1 rRNA gene is annotated in these 465 nt (G+C 49.0%); it reads left to right on the forward strand.

Annotated features, from left to right (window positions below):
• Nucleotides 1–465: ribosomal RNA gene (locus tag BUB77_RS00025) — 23S ribosomal RNA — on the forward strand; the annotation flags it as partial.

Here is a 465-nt window from a genome sequence, read left to right on the forward strand (position 1 = left end):
GAAAGAAAATATTTCGATTTCCAAAGTAGCGGCGAGCGAAATGGAAAGAGCCTAAACCAGAGGATTTATCCTTTGGGGTTACGGACCGCAATCAAGTGACATGAAAGGTAGCAGAATGGTTTTGGGAAAGCCAGCCAAAGAGAGTGAAAGCCTCGTATGCGAAACCGGAAGTGAGCGAGCGGGATCCAAAGTACCACGAGACACGAGAAACCTTGTGGGAAGTCGGGGGGACCACCCCCCAAGGCTAAATACTACTTAGTGACCGATAGAGCATAGTACTGTGAAGGAAAGGTGAAAAGAACCCCGGGAGGGGAGTGAAAGAGAACCTGAAACCCTGTGTTTACAAGCTGTGGAACCTCTCTTAACAGAGGAACCGCGTACTTTTTGTAGAACGGTCCGGCGAGTTACATTTACTGGCGAGGTTAAGAGCTTTAGGCTCGGAGCCGAAGGGAAACCAAGTCTGAA

This window comes from Anaerocolumna jejuensis DSM 15929 (assembly GCF_900142215.1).
In the GTDB taxonomy this organism is placed as follows: Bacteria; Bacillota; Clostridia; order Lachnospirales; family Lachnospiraceae; genus Anaerocolumna; species Anaerocolumna jejuensis.